The following is a 16,633-nucleotide window of genomic DNA, read 5'->3' as shown; positions in this document are numbered from 1 at the left end:
ATCAGCCCCTGGCAGCAGTGACCGTCAGCTCCACGGCTTCCGGTCGCTTGAGCAGCGCATACACCAACCCCGTCAACACACTGCCCGCCACAATCGCCAGCAAGTACAACAAAGCGTGGTTCATCGCATTCGGAATCACCAGCACAAACAACCCGCCATGGGGCGCGGCCAACTTGCAGCCGAAGTACATCGACAGCGCACCGGTCAGCGCGCCACCGGCGATGCTGGCCGGGATCACGCGCAGCGGGTCTTTGGCCGCGAACGGGATCGCGCCTTCGGAGATAAAGCACAGGCCCAGGATCATCGCGGCCTTGCCGGCTTCGCGTTCAGTCTGGGCGAACTTGCGCCGAGCCAATAACGTAGCGATGCCCATGCCAATCGGCGGCACCATGCCGGCAGCCATGGTCGCGGCCATCGGTGCGCCGCTCGACGCCGCCAGCAGGCCGACAGAAAACGCATACGCCGCCTTGTTGATCGGCCCGCCCAAATCCACGCACATCATGCCGCCGAGCAAAATGCCCAACAGCACCGCGTTGGTAGTGCCCATGGTGCTGAGAAAATCGGTGAGACCCGTCAGCAAACGTGCGACCGGCGGGCCCACCAGGTAGATCATCACCAGGCCGGTGAACAGGCTGGCCAGCAACGGGATGATCAGAATCGGCTTGAGCGCCTCCAGGCTCTGGGGCAATTGCACCGCACGGCTGATCAGCTTGACGCAGTAACCCGCGACGAAACCGGCCAGGATGCCGCCGATAAACCCAGCCCCCAGCGTCCCCGCCAGCAAGCCGCCGATCATGCCCGGCGCCAGGCCAGGACGGTCGGCGATCGAGTAGGCGATGTAGCCCGCCAGCAGCGGCACCATCAGCAGGAATGCCTGGTCACCGACGCTTTTCAGCGCCGCAGCCAAAGTGCCTGGCTGCTCGAAAGCATGGATGCCGAACACAAATGACAAGGCAATCAATAAGCCCCCCGCCACCACCATCGGCAACATGTACGACACGCCAGTGAGCAGGTGCTTGTAGACCCCGGTTTTCTCCGACTTGGCCGGCGCGCCGCTGGCGGCGTTTTCCACCGCGCCTTCAGCCAGGGCTTTGTTAAGGATGGCTTCGGATTGCTTGAGGGCGATGCCGGTGCCACAGCGGTAAATTTTCTTGCCGGCAAAACGCTCGGTGGCGACTTCAATATCCGCCGCCAGCAACACCACGTCGGCCTCGGCGATGGCTTGCGGGCTCAGCGGTGTGCGGGCGCCGACCGAGCCTTGGGTCTCGACCTGCAAGTCGTAGCCCAAGCGCTTGGCGGTCTGCTGCAAGGCTTCGGCGGCCATGAAGGTGTGGGCCACCCCGGTCGGGCACGCAGTAATCGCGACGATACGCGGCGCATTCTTCGCCGATACCGGGGCGTCACTGGCGACATACACCTGGGCCTCTTCAGCGCCCCGGCGCAATACGCCTTCGACATCCGCCAGCGCTTGGGCCGGTGTGGTCTGGAACACGCGTTTGCCGACAAAACGCTGCATATCCACGGGCGTACTGCTGACCAGCAGTACCCACTCGGCATCATCGATCGTGGCTTGGGACAACTGACGTTCCGGGCGCTGCACATCAACGACCTCGACACTGGTGTGCAAGCACATGCGCTGGGCGGCGGCGTCCAACAAGCGGGCGCACAGCACACTGGTGACCATGCCGTTGGGGCAGGCGGTAACAATGGCTAACTTCATCACAAACCCTCTTATTGTTCTGTCAGCGCGCGTACATCGACGCCGCTTTCCAGGCGCGCCAACTGCGCGTCATCGCTGATGCCAAAACCGATCTGCGTGACGGCCATCGCGGCAATCGCCGTAGCACGGCGCAAGGTGCGCTCGGGGGTATCGCCGCTGAGCAAACCGTGAAGCATCCCGGCCAGCAGCGAGTCGCCAGCGCCCACGGTACTGGCCACCGTCACCTTGGGCGGCGTGGCGTGTAGCGCCGCGCCTGGGCGGTACCAGGTCACGCCTGCGGCGCCGTCGGAGACCACCACATGCTCGACGCCTTGCTGATGCAATTGGCTGATGGCATCGGTGGCGTGACCCAAGGCTTCGGCCAACTCTTCAGTATTGGGTTTGACCAACCACGGGCCCGTCTCCAACCCCAGGCGCAGCGCTTCACCACTGGTGTCCAGGGCGACTTTCAACCCGAGGTCTTTCAACGCCTCCAGCAAACCTTTAAACCACTGCGGGCTGACGCCGCGCGGCAAGCTGCCGGCCACCACCACCGCATCAAACTCCGGGCCAATCATCGCGATCATCTTGAGCAGCGCTTTTTGCGCCTGCTCATCCACCAGCGGCCCCGGTGCATTGATGTCGGTGACACGCCCATCCTGTTCGGCAATCTTGATGTTGCTCCGGGTTTCGCCGGGGACACGGATGAAGGCATCGCCAAACCCGCGGCGCTTGATCAGCGCATTGAAAGCCTGTGGGTTGGCACTGCCGAGGAACCCGCCCACGCTGACGTAATGGCCTAGGTCCGCCAGCACCTGCGCTACATTCACGCCCTTGCCCGCCGCGTGGGTGAGCATCGCTTCACTGCGATTGACCTCACCAGGCTCCAGGCGCGCCAGGCGCACCGTCAGGTCCAACGCCGGGTTCAGCGTCAGGGTCAGAATCTTCGCCATCTACACGGCCTCCACTAGGGCACGCACCTCGGCGGGCGAACCCACCGCCAGTGCTTGTTGCGCCAGGCCCTGGGCCTCGCTCAGACTGAATTCGCGCACCCGCGCCTTCACTTCAGGAATGCTGCGGGCCGACACGCTCAACTCATCCACCCCCAGGCCGACCAGCACCGGCACCGCCAGCGGGTCTGCCGCCAACTCGCCGCATACGCCGACCCATTTGCCGTGGGCATGGGCGGCGCGCACGGTGATGTCGATCAGTTGCAAGACCGCTGGGTGCAAGCCATCGGCCTGGGCCGACAGGGTCGGGTGGCCGCGGTCGATGGCCAGGGTGTACTGGGTCAAGTCGTTGGTGCCGACGCTGAAGAAGTCGACTTCCTTGGCCAGTACCGGCGCCAGCAAGGCGGCTGACGGCACTTCGATCATGATGCCCAGTTGCAAATCGGCGACCGGGATTTCCAGGCGCAAGCGCTCGGTCATGTCGCGGGCGGCACGCCATTCATCCACGCTGCCGACCATGGGGAACATGATGCGCAGCGGCCGGTTATCCGCCGAACGCAGCAGCGCCCGCAATTGCGCTTCCATGATCTGCGGGCGTTGCAAGGTCAGGCGAATGCCGCGCACGCCAAGGAAGGGGTTTTCTTCCTGGGCGATGGGCCAATAAGGCAAGGGCTTGTCGCCGCCCACATCGAGGGTGCGCACCACCAGCGGGCGGCCGCCGAGCCCATCAAGGACGCGGCGGTACTCGGCTTCCTGGGTAGCCTCGTCCGGCGCCTGAGGGTGGGCCATGAAAATCAGTTCAGTGCGCAGCAGGCCAATGCCTTCGGCGCCCTGCTCCACCGCACTCGCCACACCGGCGCTTTCACCGATATTGGCGAACACTTCCACGGCGTGACCGTCACGGGTCAGCGCCGGCTCGTGGCGTTGAGCCGAGGCAGCTTGCAAGCGTTGTTCGCGGGTGTCGCGCTCCACGGTGGCGCGTTGCAGGGTAGCGGCGTCCGGGTCGACATGCAGGCGACCGCGCTGGCCGTCGAGCAGCAGTGGCGTACCGGCGCTCAGCAGCAGCACCGCAGCACCAGCACCGACCAAGGCGGGAATCCCCAGGGCGCGCGCGACGATGGCGCTGTGAGCTGTAGCACCACCGCGGGCAGTCAGAATGCCGGCTACGCGGGCCGGGTCCAGACGCGCAACGTCCGAAGGGCCGACTTCATCCATCACCAGAATGTAGGGCTCGCTGGGCTCCTGGGCGGTTTCGACGCCGCACAACTGCGCCAGCACGCGACGGCCGATGTCACGCAGGTCAGCGGCACGCTCGGCCAGCAAGGCATCCTGCAAGGCCTCCTGCTGCTTGGCGGCGGCTTCGATCACGCTCATCCACGCAGCTTCGGCGCTTTCGCCTTGCTTGAGGCGGGTGTCGACTTCGTCGGTCAGCTCCGGGTCGTCGAGCATCTCCTGATGGGTAATGAAAATCTCGCGGATGGCCTTGGCCTGGCTGCGCTCGATCAGGCCCTGGATATCCTTACGCACATCGCCCAGGGCGGTGTGCAGGCGCTGGCGTTCAGTGGCGGCAGACTCACCGCGCAGGGGGTAATCGAACAGCTGTGGAATCTGGATATGCGCCGGACCGATGGCGATGCCCGGCGCGGCGGCGATGGCCTGGATCTGACTGCCGCTCGATGGCGCGCTGAGCACCGGCTCGATAGCCGCCGGAGCAGACTGGGCGCTCAGGGTCGGCAATGGTTCGACCTCTTCGCCAAGGCCCTCTTCGACCGCGGCCAACAATGCAGGCAGTGCATCGCCGGCAATCGTCGGCTCGGCGACAAACTCCAGCACCTGGCCGCGACGCGCACCGAGGCTGAGCAACTTGCTCAAACTTTTGACCGATACCACGCCCACCGGCCCATCAACGATGCGCACGCGGATATCGCCGTCAAAACTTTTCGCCAGTTGCGCAAGGATCTTGGCCGGGCGTGCGTGCAGGCCGTGGGCGTTGGCCAGGCTGATGCGGGCGCTGGGCCAGTCTGGCGGCAATTCTCCGCCCAGCACTTCCAGCACCGCACGGCTGCTGGTGGCACGCCCCAATTCCTGGCCGCGCCCTTCAATCAACAGGGCACACAAGCGTTCAAGCAAGGTTTGGTGGGCTTCGCCCAGGCTCGCCAGGCAGAACAGGCCGTGCAGCGGCTGGCCGAGGTAGCGCATGGGTTTGTCCGGCGTGACAAACGCCAGGCCCGGACGCTTGACTGTCTGTTCACTGTGCAACCACCACAGGCCATCGCCCAGGGGCAACGCGTCGACCTGTTGCAACACCGCGGCAAAACCATTGCTCACGCAGTCGGCCTGGCGCAGCAGGCGCGCACCGCGCCATACCAGCTCTTCAAAATCATCGGCAGACACGCCCAGGCTGATCATCTGCGCATCCAGCGCCAGTTCCTGGGGCGCACCTTGCAACAGCTTCAACAACGCTTCGGCACTGCCGGCACGGCGCAACGCCTGGCCGAGGTCGGTTTCACCGAGGGCACGGGTCAGCAGCTGCAACAAGCGCAAGTGTTCGTCGGATTTGGCGGCGATGCCAATCGCCAGGTAGACGATCTGGCCATCGCCCCAGTCCACCCCTTCGGGGAACTGCAGCAGGCGCACACCCGTGGTGAACACCTGGTCGCGGGTCTCTGGCGTACCGTGGGGAATGGCGATGCCCTGGCCGAGAAAGGTCGAACCCTGGGCTTCACGGGCTTGCAGGCCGCTCAGATACCCCTCGGCAACCAGGCCATCGGCCACCAATTTGTCAGCGAGCAGGTGCAAGGCAGCAGATTTATCCACAGCCACCTGGCCCATGGATATCTGCTCTACAGTGAGCTCAAGCATGCCGTTCTCCTAGTTAGTGCGATGTGCGCACTAGGTATTGTTTTGAATAAATCAGCGCGAGACGTTCAAAAATAACTGACTGAGTGGTCAATTGGCAGTAGTCAATCAGCGGCGAACATCGTAAAAATACGCTTGCTGAAACGTTTAATCTAGAATTTATGGCAGATTACGCGTTAATTGCGCAAGCTTGAAGCACCACTCGGCACCTGTCGCGAAACATTGGTCGCGGGCTGGAATCGGTTACGATTGGACAAAATGTCGGGGCACGCTCTAAAAAACAAGGAAATCCCGGTTTGAAACTCAGTGATATTGCACGCTTGGCCGGTGTGTCCGTGACCACCGCCAGCTATGTCATCAATGGCAAGGCCGAACAGCAGCGCATCAGCAACGCAACCGTTGAGCGTGTGCGTGCCGTGGTCCAGGCCCATGGTTTTACCCCCAACCCTCAAGCCGCAGGGCTGCGCAGCCGGCATACGCGCACCCTGGGGTTCATCCTGCCAGACCTGGAAAACCCCAGCTACGCACGCATTGCCAAGCTGCTGGAGCAAGGCGCCCGGGCACGGGGCTATCAGTTGCTGATTGCCAGCTCCGATGACGAAGCCGACAGCGAACGCCAACTGCTGCAACTGTTCCGTGCGCGGCGTTGCGATGCGTTGTTCGTCGCCAGCTGCCTGCCGGCCAGCGATGACAGCTATCGCGACTTGCAAGCCAAGGGGCTGCCGGTGATTGCCATCGACCGGGTGATGGAGCCTGACCAGTTCTGCTCAGTGGTCAGCGATGATCACCAGGCCTGTCAGCAACTCACCAGCAGCCTGCTACAACCGCTGCCCAAGCAAATCGCGCTGATCGGCGCACGTCCCGAGCTGAGCATCAGCCAGGAACGTACTGCGGGTTTTCGTGAAGCGCTGCAAGACTTCACCGGCGAAGTGATCATCGAACAGGGCGAAGCCTTCAGCCGTGACTGTGGCCGACAGCTGATGGAGCAACTGCTGCAGCGCCTGGGGCATTTGCCTGACGCGCTGGTGACTACCTCCTACGTGCTGCTGCAAGGCGTGTTCGATGCGCTGCATGACTTCCCGCTCCGGTCGCGGCCGCTGCGCCTGGGCACCTTTGGCGACACCCAACTGTTGGACTTCCTGCCGCTGCCAGTCAACGCCATGGCCCAGCAACATCAACTGATCGCCGAGACCGCCCTGCGCCTGGCCCTGGCGGCCATCGAAGAAGAGCAGTACCAACCGGGTGTGCATGCAATTGGCCGCACGTTCAAGCAGCGCATTCACGAGGCCTGAACGTGGAGCTGATCGACACCCACACCCACCTGGACTTTGCGGACTTCGATCACGACCGCCCGCAAGTCCTCGCCCATAGCCGTGAACTCGGGATACGGCGTCTGGTGGTACTGGGGGTGTATCAGAAAAACTGGCAGCAGCTGTGGGATCTGGTGCAGCAGGACGACGGTTTGTTCGCGGCCTTTGGTTTGCACCCGGTGTATCTCGATGAGCATCGCCCTGCCGACCTGCTGGAGCTGGGTGACTGGTTGACGCGCTTGCACGGCCATCGGCAACTCTGCGCCGTGGGCGAAATCGGTCTGGATTACTTCCTTGAGCACCTGGATCGCGAGCGCCAGCAAAGCCTGTTCGAAGCCCAGCTGAAACTCGCGGCGGATTTCCAACTCCCCGCCTTGCTGCATGTACGCCGCAGCCACGCCGTCGTGATTGCCACGCTCAAGCGCATCCGTCTACCGAGGGGCGGGATTATTCATGCGTTCGCCGGCAGCATTGAAGAGGCCCGCGAGTACATCAAACTGGGTTTCAAACTCGGTCTGGGCGGCGCCGCCACTTGGCCCCAGGCCCTGCGCATGCACAAGGTACTGGCGCAATTGCCTCTTGAAGCCGTGGTACTGGAAACCGATTCGCCGGACATGGCCCCGGCCATGTATCCCAACCAGCGCAATAGCCCGCAACACCTGCCGGCTATCTGCACCGCCCTGGCTGAGCGTATGGGCATCAGCCCTTTATTGCTGGGTGAGACGAGCACACGCAATGCGTGCGAGCTGTTCAATTGGTAGCGGGCTGATGACCTGCAAGTTCAAGGTCATCCTTTGCCGATAACGGGCATAGCGCACGACCAGCAGATGAATCAACACCGCGACCAGCGAAATGTTCAACTGCCCGATCACGCTGAGCAGCCCCAACCACTCTGCGAACAACGCCATCAGCAAGGTCGCGCACGTCAGCATGATCATGCCGGGCCGCACCAGCGCCCATTGGTCCAGGGCGCGAAACTGACGCAACTGCTTGTGGCAGCACAACTGCAGGCCCGAGTGGCAGTACGCGCAGTCAAACGGTACTTCCATGGCGATGGCGTTCAGTTGCCAAGGCTTGAGTTCAAACGTCATGTTGCACTGGGCACAATGCCCTTTGATGCCGATTGCAGCGGCCATCGTCGTATCCCCTCGTGACCGTGACTGATGAAACAAATTCTCACCCATTCACGTTGCGATAAAACACAGCCCGGCAAATCAGGACAAATGCCACGTGATTCATGACCCCGTCCCACAGAAAGTTCTTACACCCGAAACGCGCCAATCAATTGCTTCAACTCAATGACCTGCGCCGACAACTGCCGGCTGGCCGCTTCGGTCTGTTGGGCGCCTTGTGCTGCATGTTCACCGGCGCGGTTGATTTGGACAATATTCTGGTCGATGTCGTGAGCGACCGCCGTTTGCTGCTCCACGGCAGCGGCGATCTGCTGGTTCTGGTCAACAATCATGCCTACGGCACCGAGGATATTTTCCAGGGCGTGCTGGACCTTTTCCGACTGCCCTACCGTGCCACTCGCCATTTCATGGCTACTGCCCATCGCCTTTACCGCTGCGCCGACGCCGCTGTGCAAGCGGCTGATCATTTGTTCGATTTCTCCGGTGGAATGCTGGGTACGCCGGGCCAGGGTGCGCACCTCATCGGCCACTACGGCAAAACCGCGTCCTTGCTCACCGGCACGCGCAGCTTCGATGGCCGCGTTGAGCGCCAGCAAATTGGTTTGCTCAGCGATGCTCTTGATCACCTCCAATACGCTGCTGATGGACTGGCTATCGGCCGCCAACTGATTGATCACCCGCACCGACTCATCGATCTCCAAAGCCAGGCGTGCGATGCCGCTTTGTTGAGATTGCACCAGCGCCCGCCCGCTGACGGTTTCATCATTGACGCTCTGTGCACTGTTGACCGCCGCCGCCGCGCTGCGCGCCACCTCCTGTGCGGTGGCAGACATCTGGTTCATCGCCGTTGCCACTTGCTCGATCTGGCTGCGCTGGCCGGAAACCGCCTGGTTACTCTGTGCCGAAATCGTCTGCACCTGGCTGGCCTGCAACTCGACCTGGCTGACCGTATGCCCGACGCGCTCAATCAGGTCGTGGATCTTGGCCACGGTGCCATTGAATACCTGGCCCAGGTCTCCCAGCTCGTCGCGGCTGTGGGCGACGAAAGTGACCGTCATGTCACCGGCCGCGACTTTGTCCATCATCGCCCCCAGGCTGCGCAAGGTAGTGCGGGTGGAGACAAAGAAACCTGCATACAAGTAGAAGATCAGCGCAAATACCGCCAACAGGGCCGCGACCAGCAACACCATGTGCAGGCGGTTTTGCGCCAGACGCTGCTCCAGTTGCTGGCCGATGAACGCTAAGGTGGCGTCATCGAGTTGATAGGTCTTGGCCATCAGTTGGCTGACGCCGTCGTAAAAACCTTGCCACGGTGTATCCAGGGTCTCGGCCATTACCACCTGTTCTTCGAACAACTCACTGCCTTGCTTGAGGCTGGCCTGGCTGGCTTGCGCCAAGCTATCGAGTGCTGCGTGCGCGGCGTTGCTGGCGCCCAGCGCGTCCTGCAGCTTCAAGCCGTATTCGCCCTGGAGCTTTTCCACCTGCTGCAGTAATTCGTCAAAGCGCGTACTGGAGGAGGAATTGATAAAGCCCTGGCCCAGGGAATACGCGCCCATCGCGCGGCCCTCACCGAGTAGTTGGGTGACCTGTGGGGTGACCGCAGTGACCAGGTCGCTGAGTTGGCGCAGGTCACTCTGCACATCACGGCTCAAGCCGGCTTGGCTGGCGATAATTTGGCTAAGCATCTGGGCCTGGTTGAGTAACTTGCCGATCAACGCCGCTTTGTTGAGCAACGAGGTTTCCTGTTGCTGCGCCTTGAACGCGGCGATCAGCTCGTCGCGCTTGTTTTCAAAAACCTCGACTTGCTCGGGCTGCGTCGCCATGGCGTGCAACCCCTGCAACCGCTCCAGCACACCTTGCTCCAGGGCAGTGATCTGCGCTTCAAGATCAGCCGCCTTGCCGGACTGCCCGAGAATGACGTTGATCTGCACCTGGTTGTTGAGCGTTTCCAACTCACGACGCAATGCCAGGCTGCTGCCAAGCAGGTCGAGACTTTGCAGTTCGACACGGGTGCCCTGGAATTCGCGCCACGAGTCACGCACCAGGTAATAGTTGGTCGCCAGCATCGGCAGCAGAAACAGCACGCTGATCAGGCTGAACTTCATGCCGAAGCTCAGGCGGTTCATCAGCGCAACGGCAGGATAGAGCAAGCTCATCACAGGTGACCTCCCCTTCTTTTATTGTTATTGAGGCGCAGGGCGGCGGCAGATAGCCACTATTTGGCGCTCTGTCTGTATAGCTCAATTCGAAGGGAAGTTTTGTAACGTAAGATTAACGGCAGATCCGGAGAGCACATGTAGGAGGGCTTGCCCCCGTAACCACGATGCGAAGCGAGCCGCTCTTGATCTTGATCTGCTTTTGATCTTGATCTTAAGCGCCCCGTCAAACCACGCTGGCCGGAATTCGACAGGGATTTGGGGGGTAAACCGGCAGGGATGCCGGTTTAGCCGCCCCGCGCCATGGATGGCGCGTGGCGGCGGCCCCCCAAATCACTGGCGGATTACGGGCACACCGAGCCTAAGCGAGGTGCCGAGTGGTGGGGCAAGAGCCCTTTGGTTACTTTGGGGCTCTTTTCCAAAGTGACCCGCTGTAAAAGCGGAACCAACCGTGGCCGTTACCGCAGGAATGGATATGTACTCGGTCTGATCCAGCCCCCTGGTCGGCCCGGAGGCCGCCATCGGGAGCAAGCCCCCTCCCACAAGAGGTGTAGATCCCGGTGGTCATCGGGGACAAGCCCACCTCCCACAGTATTCAGGGCAATACAGTCCAGATGGCAAACCCGGCATACCACAACACCGCCGCACGCAGCAGCAGCTCCCACAACCGATCCAGGCTATTGATGCCGTCAGCCCCCACCACTGGAGGAGGGATTTCAGCCGCGGCCAGCCCGACCTTTTCCATCAACTGCGCCGCGCTGATGTCCCAGCTCAGCAGTTCGTGGAGCATCACCCGACTGACCCCGACAAAGTTGCCCACCAAAGCAAAGCTCGCCGCCAACAGGCGTACCGGCAACCAGTCAAACGCGTGACGCAACTGCGCGGCACGTTCGGCCACCAAGGGATTCTGGCTATGTTCGCTGGCCAGCGCCAACAGCCGGTAGGCCAAAGCCGCCACCGGGCCCAGCAGGAAATACCAGAAAATCACCGCAAAAAAGCTCTGGTACGCCTGCCACAACAGATAGCCCTGGACCCGCTCCAGCAATTGCTCGCCAGTGTCGGCGCCAAGCTTCAGGTCGCGCTCGGCCACATGCTCTGCAGCTTGCAGGTCGCCACGTCGCCAGGCATCACGGAACGGCCCCAGCCCTGCCAATAAATCACCACGGCCCAGGCTATAGATCACCACCAGCATGTGCACCGGTAACGCCAACAGGCCATAGGCCACCGGCTCCAGTACCAACAACAACAGCGCCAGCAACGCTACCGGCAGCAGCACCAGTAGCGTCAGGATCAGCCAGGGTCGCTTGCCCATGCGCGGGCTCGACTCCAGCTTGGCCAGCTCACGCAGCCATCCACCGTCGCGCTGCAACCGCAGGCGCAAGGCCGAGAACTTCTCGATCCACACCGCCAGCACCAACACCAGGAAACTCATTGTTCGTGTCCTCCATCCTGCAGGGCGCCGAGAAAGCGCGCCCAATCAAAAGCGGGGCCCGGGTCGGTCTTGCGCCCCGGAGCGATATCGCTGTGACCACAAATACGTTGGCGAGTGATCTTTGGGTAAGCCTTGAGCAACTGGCGCGTCAGCTCGGTCAGCGCCGCGTACTGGGCATCGGTGAACGGCAGTTCGTCTGTGCCTTCCAGTTCGATCCCCAGCGAGAAATCATTGCACACCTCGCGCCCCTCGAAGCTGGAAATACCGGCGTGCCAGGCCCGGTCCCGGCACGAGACAAATTGCGTCACAGTGCCGTCACGTTCAATCAGAAAATGCGCAGACACGCGTAGGTGGTCGATACCGGCAAAGTAGGGGTGCTCTGACACATCCAGACGATTCTGAAAAAACTCTTGCACCTTGCCCGTGGCAAACTGCGCTGGAGGCAAGCTGATGTTATGCACCACCAACAGCGAGATTTCGCCTTCAGGGCGCTCGTTGAAGTTGGGCGACGGGCAATGACGGATGCCCTGGCACCAACCGCTGGCGGGGTCCAACTGCATACAGGCTCCTGAAATGAGACGAGGTGTTACCAGTATGCCGCGTTCCACCCTGCGGTTGCGATCACTTGCCGCGTTTGAGTTGACGCAGGTCGCCCATCACCGCAGCCAATGCACGCTCGAACAAAGGGCCATCATCCAGCGTGCGCAGCACACCACGCTTGAACGCATGGGCTAACTGGTCGGTAGTTTTTTCCAGAACCTTGAGCCCGGTGCGGCTGACGAAAATACAGGTATTGGCAGGCGGCATGATTGCCGTCAACTTGCAGCGCAGGGTGATTTCCTGATCGTGCTGAAACGCTACCCAGGCGCCGATCTGCAACTGCCTGGCCTTGAGCAGGTCGGGGTCATCATCGGGCAGCGGCGCAACGACGGACGGCGCACCGGTGCCAAGCGTGAAGGACTCACGGACTTCGACCAGCACTTCGGCGCCGTCGCCCCCGCAACACTGAACATGCATGGTCTGCAACCGCCGGAAAAATTCACGGGTGCTGAAAGAGTCGAACGCCGCAGCGGCCAAACCGTCACGCAACGCCTTGAGCAACGCGGGTAGTTGCTCAAGCAAATGCCGGCCCGCTTCGGTGTCTTCCCGCAGGCCGACGCTCCAGATCAACTCATCCAGGGTGCGCAGCGCTGCCTGCCATTGCAGCGACTGTCCGCCATGCTTGAGCATGGCCAATAGCAACACCTGGCTCCAGGCTTGCTGGAGGAATTGCACCACAAACTGCGGCAGAACCTTGCCCGCCAGCCTTCGATCAAGCACCTGCGCCACACGTTGGCGGGCAGCCTCGGTATGCAGGCGCTCCTGCTCGGCCTCTCGGGTATGGCGCTCAAGCAACTCGCTGCGCCTGGATTCATCAGCGGTAAACGCGCTGAATTGGGTCAGTAGCTGGGAGAAAATCGCCGGGTCTTCAACAAACTCATTCAATAAACGCTGCACGACCTGCTCGACACACAGGTACAGAGTATCGCGGGAGGCGTCTTCGGGCGGGCTCCAGCCCATGACGGCGCCCGCGATGTCATTGAGCAAGCGTCGCGCCGGATGGCGCGTGCAACTGAACAGGCTCTTGTCCAGCACGGCGACTTTCAGCAAGGGGATCTGCAAACGGGCGATCAGGCCCTTGAACGCGTCCGGCACGCTGCTATCACCGAGTATGAAGGCGAACAGCATAGCGAACAGATTGATTACATCTTCGTCAGCCTCTTCCAGGACCCGCGACTTGCCACTCTTGACGCTGACTCGGGTGAGCAGCTGTTCAAGCTGGTTACGCAGGTCGAAATCGTCTTCAACCTCGGGCTCGGGGACGTACTGCTGCAAATGCGACAGCAGGCGTAGCAGATCACGGGTGGCAATGGGTTGCGGCTCGGCACTGGCTTCGAGGGTCGGCGCCACGCTGCCACGCACGGCTTGCAGTAACTTCTGCAATGCGCTGAACGCTTGCTGGCCGCTTTTATCGAGCGGCGGGTCGACGATCGGCTGGCTGGCGCGTTGGTGTTCCCGGCTGGCGCGCCCGCCGGGACGACGGGATGGCACGGCCTTGAGTTCAGGCAGTACACCAACGGCGACCAGCAGTTGATTGGCTTCGCCATACAACAGGTCCGCGTCACTGAGCACGTATTTTTCAAAGAGCTTGAGCATGATCAGTTTGACGCGGATTTCCACCCCCAGGCTGCGCCCTGCCTGCAGAAAAAACTCACAGAGCAGTGCCGGGCCCAGTGGGTTCGCCTGGTCATCCAGGCGCCGGCCCAGCAATTGGCTCATGCGCGCGCTTAACTGTCCCAGGGCCAAGCCATCACGATGCCGCACCCGACTGAGCATCGCCTCAAGGGCTACGGCTTTTTCCATGTCGTCGGCACTGGTACCGGATACCGCTTCGTAGGACACCACCGGCACCAGGTGCAGATCGCCGCTTCCGGCCTGGCCCAGATTGGCGAAGGCGACAAACAGCTGCTCCATGAACACGCGTTCGAAGTTCTTGCGCTTGAGGCGCAGGTCGCGCATTGCTTCGAAAAAAATATGATGGTCGACGGTGCTTCGGGCCTTGTCAGCCATTTCGAACAGGGTGTCGTCGGCGTTATCGAACAGTTCCTGCAAACCCTGCTGCAATTGTTGCGCGGCCTTGTCACGCACCTGCAGCAACACCACCGGCAGGCGCGCGAGCGGCGATGGCGTGGCCTGTGCCCTGTTGATAGGCACCACCTTTCCGTCATTGTGCATCCTGGCCTCCTGAAACGGCGGTGTTGAGAGGGGCAAAGAACGGGGCAGACACGGCAGTGCGCTGCATATAAACCGGCTACCACCTCGACGTCAAAGCTATGACGCCAATTGAAAGGCGCGAGATTATCTTGCAAAGGAGGGGGGTTGCGCCAGCAAACTCTGCCTTTACGCTGTAAATGAGCGGCGCGCTGGGTTCGAACGCACGCAGCCCCTATAATCCAGGCACTTTGTTTGTGGAGCCTGTTATGCCGAACCTCCGTCTTGCCGACCTCACCGCCGAAATCGAAGCCAACGTGCGCCGCGCACTGCTGGAAGACATAGGCAGTGGCGATATCACCGCGCAGTTGATCCCCGCCGAACGGCTGGCCAAGGCCACGATCATTACCCGCGAAGCGGCTGTTATTGCCGGTACGGCCTGGGTGGATACGGTATTTCGCCAACTGGACCCACGGGTCGCCGTGCATTGGCAGGTGGCCGACGGTGAACGTGTCAGCCCCAACCAGGCGCTGTTCCACCTTGAAGGCCCGGCACGCTCGCTGCTCACAGGTGAACGCAGTGCGCTGAATTTTTTACAGATGCTGTCAGGTGTAGCCACCCGAGCGCAGTTCCTGGCGGACTTTGTCGCCAGTACCCAGGTCAAGCTGCTGGACACTCGCAAGACATTACCGGGCCTGCGCCTGGCGCAAAAATACGCGGTCACCTGTGGCGGTTGCCACAATCACCGCATCGGGCTGTATGACGCGTTCCTGATCAAGGAAAACCATATTGCCGCCTGCGGTGGCATTGCCCAGGCGATTACGGCCGCCCACAAGATCGCCCCAGGCAAGCCGGTGGAAATCGAAGTGGAAAACCTGGATGAGTTGCGCGAAGCCCTGGCGGCGGGAGCCGACATCATCATGCTCGATGAACTGAGCCTGGTAGACATGCGCGAGGCCGTGCGCTTGAACGCCGGCAAGGCCAAGCTGGAAGCCAGCGGCGGGATCAATGAAAGTACCCTGCTTCCTATCGCTGAAACCGGTGTGGACTTCATCTCCATCGGCGCGATGACCAAGGATGTGAAGGCAGTGGATCTGTCGATGCGCCTGAGTATCTGAGTAGTTGCCAGCTGCAAGCTGCAAGAAGGCTGCGAGACAACTTGCCGCTTGCAGCTTGAAACTCGCGGCTGCTTTTAAACTACAAGATTATTCATCTCGCAGTACTCGTCCCATTCGACGCCCAGCACCTCGGCCGCCTCTTTATGCAAGGCCAACCGCGCAGCTTCGAATTCTTCCGGTGTCGAGGTGTACTTGAGGGTCAACTCCCAAGGCTGGAGGTTCTGGCTCTCTGCCTCGTCCTCGAATGCCCACTGAATCTGATCGCGCTGGTCGTCAGCGCTCAGGTCCTTGATCTCTTCTTTAAGCTGCGGCGACTCCTCAAGGTATTGCTTGAGTGCTTCTTCGTGACGCGCTTGCTGGGTTATCTCAGTCGTGGTCATGTCGTTCTCTTGGATCGAGGAATGGGGATGCATCTGGGTCATCAAGGTTGCGCAGATACAAAAGAGCGAGCACGAATGCCGACTCGTCTGGCCTTCAGAACCATTCTGGGATCATCTGAAAACATTGCCTTTGAAGCAGTGGTGCGCTTTTGCCCGAGACAGGAATCGAACCTGCGACCTTCGCGTTACGAGTGCGCTGCTCTACCGGCTGAGCTACACGGGCGGTGGGCTAAAGCTAGCACTGCATTGGTCATGCAGCAACTGACTCGCTCACCGCCCGGCGCCATCACGCGCCGTTGGCAGAGCAGCCCTTGGCAACGTACTGCGGATCCGCTGTGGTAGCACAGGTCCATCCGCTGGTTGCGTTGCGGGTCAAGGTGATGGTCTTGCCCAGCACGGGCGCTGGCGCATCGAGGATTTCACAGCTGATGGAGCCGGCGCCCGAGGCTACATCTCCTGTCACGTCGATCTTGCAATTGGCAGTGGGGCTGTTGCCACCGATCAACGACACAGTGGGCACAGTGCCCTGGTTGATGACGTCTTCATAACCGGCCTTCAACGCGCTGATTTCAGCCAGCCCCGCCGTAAACTTGGCCTTGGCCTGGTGCTTGGTGTACATGGGCAAACCGATGGTGGCCAAAATGCCGATGATTGCCACAACGATCAACAACTCGATCAAGGTAAAGCCTTTTTGACGCATCTCTTTCACTCTCCAGAATAAAACCATGACAAGGCGCGTCCTGCGCCCCGAAGTGTGCAACGGCGCCAGTGTACCCACCACCACGAAGCCCATCGCCTGCAAGACGCACATTCTGACACTTTATCCCATAACACCAGCCGTCCCG

General features: G+C 61.3%; 13 protein-coding genes and 1 tRNA gene. 3 read left to right on the top strand and 11 right to left on the bottom strand.

The window, feature by feature from the left end; translation table 11 throughout:
• Window position 1: 1 nt before the first annotated feature.
• Genes PSEBG33_RS22735 through ptsP form a run of 3 tightly spaced genes read right to left on the bottom strand, consistent with a single transcriptional unit; the run spans window position 2 to window position 5,511 of the window.
• Complete coding sequence (locus tag PSEBG33_RS22735; protein WP_005784706.1) at window positions 2-1,720, bottom strand: PTS fructose-like transporter subunit IIB; 1,719 nt, start codon at window positions 1,718-1,720, stop codon at window positions 2-4.
• Between the two features lie 11 nt (window positions 1,721-1,731).
• On the bottom strand, window positions 1,732-2,652 hold the full coding sequence (pfkB, locus tag PSEBG33_RS22740; RefSeq protein ID WP_005784704.1) for a 1-phosphofructokinase: 921 nt from the start codon (window positions 2,650-2,652) through the stop codon (window positions 1,732-1,734).
• On the bottom strand, window positions 2,653-5,511 hold the full coding sequence (gene ptsP / locus PSEBG33_RS22745; RefSeq protein ID WP_005784702.1) for a phosphoenolpyruvate--protein phosphotransferase: 2,859 nt from the start codon (window positions 5,509-5,511) through the stop codon (window positions 2,653-2,655). It abuts the gene before it with no gap.
• Between the two features lie 293 nt (window positions 5,512-5,804).
• Between ptsP and cra the strand changes: the two genes are divergently transcribed.
• Both cra and PSEBG33_RS22755 read left to right on the top strand, forming a co-directional pair.
• Window positions 5,805-6,800, top strand: coding sequence for a catabolite repressor/activator (cra, locus tag PSEBG33_RS22750; protein ID WP_005784701.1), 996 nt, complete (start codon window positions 5,805-5,807; stop codon window positions 6,798-6,800).
• A gap of 2 nt (window positions 6,801-6,802) precedes the next feature.
• Window positions 6,803-7,579 (top strand): TatD family hydrolase, encoded by a 777-nt coding sequence (locus PSEBG33_RS22755; protein WP_005784699.1) that lies wholly within the window; start codon window positions 6,803-6,805, stop codon window positions 7,577-7,579.
• On the opposite strand, the gene PSEBG33_RS26850 is transcribed toward PSEBG33_RS22755, so the two are convergent.
• From PSEBG33_RS26850 to PSEBG33_RS22775, 5 genes are all read right to left on the bottom strand, one after another.
• Window positions 7,526-7,954 (bottom strand): hypothetical protein, encoded by a 429-nt coding sequence (locus tag PSEBG33_RS26850; RefSeq protein ID WP_032803252.1) that lies wholly within the window; start codon window positions 7,952-7,954, stop codon window positions 7,526-7,528. The genes PSEBG33_RS22755 and PSEBG33_RS26850 overlap by 54 nt on opposite strands.
• 125 nt (window positions 7,955-8,079) lie before the next feature.
• Window positions 8,080-10,110 carry a methyl-accepting chemotaxis protein gene (locus PSEBG33_RS22760; protein ID WP_005784697.1) on the bottom strand — a complete coding sequence of 677 codons (2,031 nt, stop codon included), beginning with the start codon at window positions 10,108-10,110 and terminating at the stop codon, window positions 8,080-8,082.
• A 592-nt stretch (window positions 10,111-10,702) separates the two neighbouring features.
• Window positions 10,703-11,539: a regulatory signaling modulator protein AmpE gene (gene ampE / locus PSEBG33_RS22765; RefSeq protein ID WP_005784695.1), complete on the bottom strand. Its 837-nt coding sequence runs from the start codon at window positions 11,537-11,539 to the stop codon at window positions 10,703-10,705.
• The gene (gene ampD, locus PSEBG33_RS22770; RefSeq protein WP_005784693.1) at window positions 11,536-12,099 is read right to left on the bottom strand and encodes a 1,6-anhydro-N-acetylmuramyl-L-alanine amidase AmpD; all 564 of its coding nucleotides are present in this window, start codon (window positions 12,097-12,099) and stop codon (window positions 11,536-11,538) included. Before ampD ends, ampE begins: the two co-directional genes overlap by 4 nt.
• A 61-nt stretch (window positions 12,100-12,160) precedes the next feature.
• Window positions 12,161-14,314 carry a DUF1631 domain-containing protein gene (locus PSEBG33_RS22775; RefSeq protein WP_005784691.1) on the bottom strand — a complete coding sequence of 718 codons (2,154 nt, stop codon included), beginning with the start codon at window positions 14,312-14,314 and terminating at the stop codon, window positions 12,161-12,163.
• Between the two features lie 245 nt (window positions 14,315-14,559).
• Here PSEBG33_RS22775 and nadC point away from each other — a divergent pair, with 245 nt between their 5' ends.
• The gene (gene nadC / locus PSEBG33_RS22780) at window positions 14,560-15,408 is read left to right on the top strand and encodes a carboxylating nicotinate-nucleotide diphosphorylase (RefSeq protein ID WP_005784689.1); all 849 of its coding nucleotides are present in this window, start codon (window positions 14,560-14,562) and stop codon (window positions 15,406-15,408) included.
• 74 nt (window positions 15,409-15,482) lie between these two features.
• Here nadC and PSEBG33_RS22785 read toward each other — a convergent pair whose 3' ends face one another.
• From PSEBG33_RS22785 to PSEBG33_RS22795, 3 genes are all read right to left on the bottom strand, one after another.
• Window positions 15,483-15,788 carry a DUF6388 family protein gene (locus PSEBG33_RS22785; protein ID WP_005784687.1) on the bottom strand — a complete coding sequence of 102 codons (306 nt, stop codon included), beginning with the start codon at window positions 15,786-15,788 and terminating at the stop codon, window positions 15,483-15,485.
• Between the two features lie 150 nt (window positions 15,789-15,938).
• Window positions 15,939-16,011, bottom strand: a tRNA-Thr gene (locus PSEBG33_RS22790).
• 63 nt (window positions 16,012-16,074) lie between these two features.
• On the bottom strand, window positions 16,075-16,488 hold the full coding sequence (locus PSEBG33_RS22795) for a pilin (RefSeq protein WP_005784685.1): 414 nt from the start codon (window positions 16,486-16,488) through the stop codon (window positions 16,075-16,077).
• Window positions 16,489-16,633 lie beyond the last annotated feature (145 nt).

The organism is Pseudomonas synxantha BG33R, from assembly GCF_000263715.2.
Classification (GTDB): Bacteria; Pseudomonadota; Gammaproteobacteria; order Pseudomonadales; family Pseudomonadaceae; genus Aquipseudomonas; species Aquipseudomonas synxantha_A.
The sequence above is the reverse complement of the archived record's forward strand: the minus strand, read 5'-3'. Positions and strand labels throughout refer to the sequence as shown.

Excerpts from the sequence above, each read along its gene's own strand:
- PSEBG33_RS22735 (WP_005784706.1), bottom strand. The coding sequence starts at position 1,720 with ATGAAGTTAGCCATTGTTACCGCCTGCCCCAACGGCATGGTCACCAGT.
- pfkB (WP_005784704.1), bottom strand. The coding sequence starts at position 2,652 with ATGGCGAAGATTCTGACCCTGACGCTGAACCCGGCGTTGGACCTGACG.
- ptsP (WP_005784702.1), bottom strand. The coding sequence starts at position 5,511 with ATGCTTGAGCTCACTGTAGAGCAGATATCCATGGGCCAGGTGGCTGTG.
- PSEBG33_RS26850 (WP_032803252.1), bottom strand. The coding sequence starts at position 7,954 with ATGGCCGCTGCAATCGGCATCAAAGGGCATTGTGCCCAGTGCAACATG.
- ampE (WP_005784695.1), bottom strand. The coding sequence starts at position 11,539 with ATGAGTTTCCTGGTGTTGGTGCTGGCGGTGTGGATCGAGAAGTTCTCG.
- ampD (WP_005784693.1), bottom strand. The coding sequence starts at position 12,099 with ATGCAGTTGGACCCCGCCAGCGGTTGGTGCCAGGGCATCCGTCATTGC.
- PSEBG33_RS22775 (WP_005784691.1), bottom strand. The coding sequence starts at position 14,314 with ATGCACAATGACGGAAAGGTGGTGCCTATCAACAGGGCACAGGCCACG.
- nadC (WP_005784689.1), top strand. The coding sequence starts at position 14,560 with ATGCCGAACCTCCGTCTTGCCGACCTCACCGCCGAAATCGAAGCCAAC.
- PSEBG33_RS22785 (WP_005784687.1), bottom strand. The coding sequence starts at position 15,788 with ATGACCACGACTGAGATAACCCAGCAAGCGCGTCACGAAGAAGCACTC.
- PSEBG33_RS22795 (WP_005784685.1), bottom strand. The coding sequence starts at position 16,488 with ATGCGTCAAAAAGGCTTTACCTTGATCGAGTTGTTGATCGTTGTGGCA.